General features: G+C 31.0%; 6 protein-coding genes. 5 read left to right on the forward strand and 1 reads right to left on the reverse strand.

Annotated elements, in window-relative coordinates:
• Positions 1-101 precede the first annotated feature (101 nt).
• A complete protein-coding gene (locus SOY52_RS02125; RefSeq protein WP_320847337.1) occupies positions 102-1,253 on the forward strand; it encodes an MFS transporter in 1,152 nt (383 codons plus the stop codon).
• Here SOY52_RS02125 and SOY52_RS02130 read toward each other — a convergent pair.
• Positions 1,246-1,611, reverse strand: a complete 366-nt coding sequence (locus SOY52_RS02130; RefSeq protein ID WP_320847338.1) for a rhodanese-like domain-containing protein — start codon at positions 1,609-1,611, stop codon at positions 1,246-1,248. The genes SOY52_RS02125 and SOY52_RS02130 overlap by 8 nt on opposite strands.
• Positions 1,612-1,655: 44 nt before the next feature.
• Here SOY52_RS02130 and SOY52_RS02135 point away from each other — a divergent pair, with 44 nt between their 5' ends.
• The 4 genes from SOY52_RS02135 to SOY52_RS02150 are packed head-to-tail and all read left to right on the forward strand — an operon-like array spanning position 1,656 to position 3,965.
• Complete coding sequence (locus SOY52_RS02135; RefSeq protein ID WP_320847339.1) at positions 1,656-2,120, forward strand: pyridoxamine 5'-phosphate oxidase family protein; 465 nt, start codon at positions 1,656-1,658, stop codon at positions 2,118-2,120.
• The gene (locus tag SOY52_RS02140) at positions 2,117-2,584 is read left to right on the forward strand and encodes a GNAT family N-acetyltransferase (protein ID WP_320847340.1); all 468 of its coding nucleotides are present in this window, start codon (positions 2,117-2,119) and stop codon (positions 2,582-2,584) included. The genes SOY52_RS02135 and SOY52_RS02140 overlap by 4 nt, the downstream gene beginning before the upstream one ends.
• A 3-nt stretch (positions 2,585-2,587) precedes the next feature.
• Positions 2,588-3,619: a S66 peptidase family protein gene (locus SOY52_RS02145; RefSeq protein WP_320847341.1), complete on the forward strand. Its 1,032-nt coding sequence runs from the start codon at positions 2,588-2,590 to the stop codon at positions 3,617-3,619.
• Complete coding sequence (locus SOY52_RS02150; RefSeq protein WP_320847342.1) at positions 3,609-3,965, forward strand: YkvA family protein; 357 nt, start codon at positions 3,609-3,611, stop codon at positions 3,963-3,965. Before SOY52_RS02145 ends, SOY52_RS02150 begins: the two co-directional genes overlap by 11 nt.
• Positions 3,966-4,165: the final 200 nt, after the last annotated feature.

Below are 4,165 nucleotides of genomic sequence, written 5' to 3' on the forward strand. Positions count from 1 at the left end.
GTTTTAGTAACACACTTAGAATTAACCATATGACGATTTTATCATAGAAAATAGCTTGATTAATCATATTTATTTACTCTTTTTGATTATATCATCATACTATGACAACATTATTATTGTTCGTTATTTACATATCTTTTATCAGTCTTGGCCTTCCTGACTCTATCTTAGGGTCAGCTTGGCCAATTATGTATCAAGAGTTAAATGTTCCTGTATCGTATGCAGGAATAATTGCTATTATTATTGCCTTTGGAACAATTGTTTCAAGCTTGCAAAGTGACAGATTAACATTAAAACTGGGAGCTGGTAAGGTTACTGCTTTAAGTGTATTATTGACTGCTTTTGCCCTCTATGGATTTTCAATTTCCTCAAGCTTCTGGATGCTTTGTTTATTTGCTATACCTTATGGCCTAGGGGCTGGTAGTGTTGATGCTTGCTTAAATAACTATGTAGCTCTTCACTATAAGGGATGGCACATGAGCTTACTGCATTGTATGTGGGGAGTAGGTGCTGTTACTGGACCTAATATTATGGCATTTGCATTAACAAGAAACTTGGGGTGGAATAAAGGCTATCTATATATTTCAATCTTGCAAATGATATTAACAGCTATTCTTTTCTTTAGCCTTCCTATTTGGAAAAAGAGAGAAAAGGTAGTAGATGGCAAAGAAGCTAAAACCTTAACTCTTAGAGAGGTTGTTAAAATAAAGGGCGTAAAGGAAGTTTTGATATGTTTCTTTTGCTATTGTGGTGTTGAGCAAAGTGCAGGGCTTTGGGCTAGTTCATATTTAAATTTATATAAGGGCGTTAATGCTGAGGAAGCAGCACGCTTTGCCTCTATGTTCTTTATTGGAATTACTGTTGGTCGTGGTTTAAATGCTTTTATTGCAATGCATTTAACTGATAAAACAATGGTTAGAATAGGTCTTGTTATAATAGCAATCGGGCTTATTTGTATGTTTATCCCTGGCCCTGCCTTGCTATCATTATGTGGTCTTATTCTAATAGGCCTTGGATGTGCTCCAATTTATCCAAGTCTAATTCATGCAACACCAACATCTTTTGGTGCTGATAAATCACAAGCTGTAATTGGCATACAAATGGCATTTGCCTACATTGGTGTACTTGCTTTACCGCCTCTATTTGGTGTTATCGCAGACATTACTTCAATTGCTTATTTACCAATTTATATAACAATTTTATTTCTTGTGATGTTATTTTCTTTTGAAAGACTTCAAAAGAAGATTAAATAATTTCACCTTTCCATGAGTTAATTCCTCCAAATTCAATGATAGATGTATATCCTAGCTTTGAGAGTTTGGAGGAAGCTTGTTTACTTCTATTTCCACTTCTGCAATATACAAATATTAATTGGTCTTTATTAGGAAGCTCTTTTATAGTGTTTTTTCCAATTGTTTCATTTGGAATATTTATGGCCCCTTTGATGTGTCCTGACTCATATTCACTCTTTGTTCTTACGTCTAAAATAATATAATTATTAGAATCATTCATCATTTTCATAGCTTCATCAGAAGTAACACTTTTATAGCTTGCGTTTATGCAAGATATGAAAGAAAGCGAGAGCATTAAAAATAAAAATATTCTTTTCATACTATTATCTTACTATTTTATTCCCTTATTGATAATCTTTATATATGAGAAGAAAAGATAGAGAAGTAACAAATAGAGAAGATATTTTAAGAATTGTTAATGATGCAAAGTATTTGCACCTTGCTCTTTTTGATGGAGAGTACCCATATATTGTTTCAATGCACTATGGTTTTGTAGATAGTGACCCAATAGTTTTCTATATGCACTCAGCAAAAGAGGGGCATAAGATTGATTTAATCAGAAGTAATTGTAATGCAGCTATAACTCTTGAATGTAATGTAATACTTCAAGAAAGTTCAAATGCTTGCTCATATACTTCAACGTTTTCATCAATATTTGCAAAGGGTAAAGTTTTTCTTGTAGAAGATAATGAGGAGAAAAAGAAAGCTTTAGAGTTAATAATGAAAAACCAAAGTGGTAAGCATTTTGATATTAAAGATAATATGGCTTCTTCTGTAGCAATTATCAAGTTTGTAGCAACAGAGCTTAGTGCAAAGGAAAAGAAGTGATAATAAGAAAGATTAAGGAAAGTGAAATTAATCAATTAGAGAGCTTTTTATATGATGCTCTTTATGTTCCTGAAGGTGCTTTACCATTTGACTATGACATAATCTATAAACCTGAACTTCAGGTTTATATTTCTGAGTTTGGAAAAGAAATTAGCGATGTTTGTCTTGTTTGTGCTCTTGATGATAAGTTAGTCGGTGCAGTTTGGGGACGTATCATGGATGATTATGGACACATTGATGATGATACTCCTTCACTTTGTATATCAATAAAAGATGGTTATAGAGGAAAGGGTATTGGTACTAATCTTTTAAATGGCATTGAAAAGGTTTACCATGATATGGGTTATAAACGTCTTTCTCTTTCATGTCAAAAAGCAAATAGGGCTGTAAACTTATATAAAAGACTTGGATATAGAGTTTTTGAAGATAAAGGGGATGAGTACATAATGGTACTCGATTTATAAGTTATGAAGGTAAAGAAAATTGCAATTGTAAGTCTATCAAAAGGAATTTTGGGTGAGGACTTCGTTTCTCATGAAGTAAAGCTAGGTGAAGAAAGAATTAAGAATCTAGGTATTAATCTTTGTTATATGCCTAATGCTTTAAAGGGTTTAGAGTATTTAGAAAACCACCCAGAAAAGCGTGCAGAAGATTTAATTAATGCCTTTTCAGATCCTACTATCGATATGATTTTATGTTCAATTGGTGGGGACGATACTTATCGCTTGCTTCCATATCTTTTTGAAAATGATGAGTTAAAAAAGGTTATTAATCCTAAAATCTTTTTAGGTTTTTCTGATTCAACAATTAACCATTTCATGCTTAATAAACTAGGTGTAAAAACCTTTTATGGACAATCTTTTTTATCTGATGTATGTGAGTTATCTAGCACTATGCTACCTTATACAGAATATTATTTTAAAGAATTACTAACAACAGGAAAAATTGAAAAAATAGAACCGTCTCCTGTTTGGTATGATTCACGTTCTGATTTTAGTTCAAATGCTATTGGTACTATTACAAGTAGCCATCAAAATGAAGGCTTTGTGCTTTTGCAGGGTAGTCCAACTTTTTCAGGTAAAATATTGGGTGGTTGTATTGATACAATTTATGACATCTTTGATAACACAAGATATAAGAACTCTCCAATTCTTTGTGAAAGATATAAACTATTCCCTTCTATTGAAGAGTGGAAAGGCAAAATACTATTACTTGAAAGTAGTGAAGAAAAAGCTTCTCCTGAAAAGTATAGAACTATGATTAAAACACTAAAGGATTATGGAATTTTTAAAGTAATTAGTGCTCTTTTAATAGGTCAACCTATGGATAGAACCTATGAATCTGAATACATACAAATATTAAAAGACGTTATTGATGATGAGTCATTACCAATTGTTACAAATATTAATGTAGGACATTCTTTACCAAGATGTATTATTCCATTTGGTGTAATGTCTCATATTGATGTAGATAAGCAGGTGATTGAGTTTGAATATTAAAGAAAGAGCTAAGGAATTAAAAAGCAAAATACCTGTAGTTTTGCTATCACTTAAGGATAGTAGAACACCTTGGTATGCAAAAATATTAGCTGCTTTAACTATTTCTTATGCGCTTTCTCCTATTGATTTAATCCCTGATTTTATTCCTATTCTTGGGTATTTAGATGATATTATTATTCTTCCATATTTAATTTTATTAACAATGAAATTAATACCTCAAAAAGTATGGGAAGAAAATATTTTAAAAGGTGAAAACTTGAAACTACAAAAGAAGTGGTACTATTCTCTTCTAATAATAGCTATATACATAATCTTGATTATTTGTATTTTGATTAAAATTTTTTAATTATATATAATGTAATTAAATAAACTAGCCAAGTTTATTGATTTCATGGTTTTAAATGAATATTTTTAAGCATTTTACTTCTATTATTCATAGGAGGTAATAAAAGTTAAGAGGTAGTAAGTCTTAGTAGTACTATCTCGCCTATGAATAAGTTTTGAGGTAAATAATAATGAAAATAAAATACACTAAAGAGGAAATAG

This window comes from Bullifex sp., assembly GCF_034103065.1.
Classification (GTDB): Bacteria; Spirochaetota; Spirochaetia; order Sphaerochaetales; family Sphaerochaetaceae; genus Bullifex.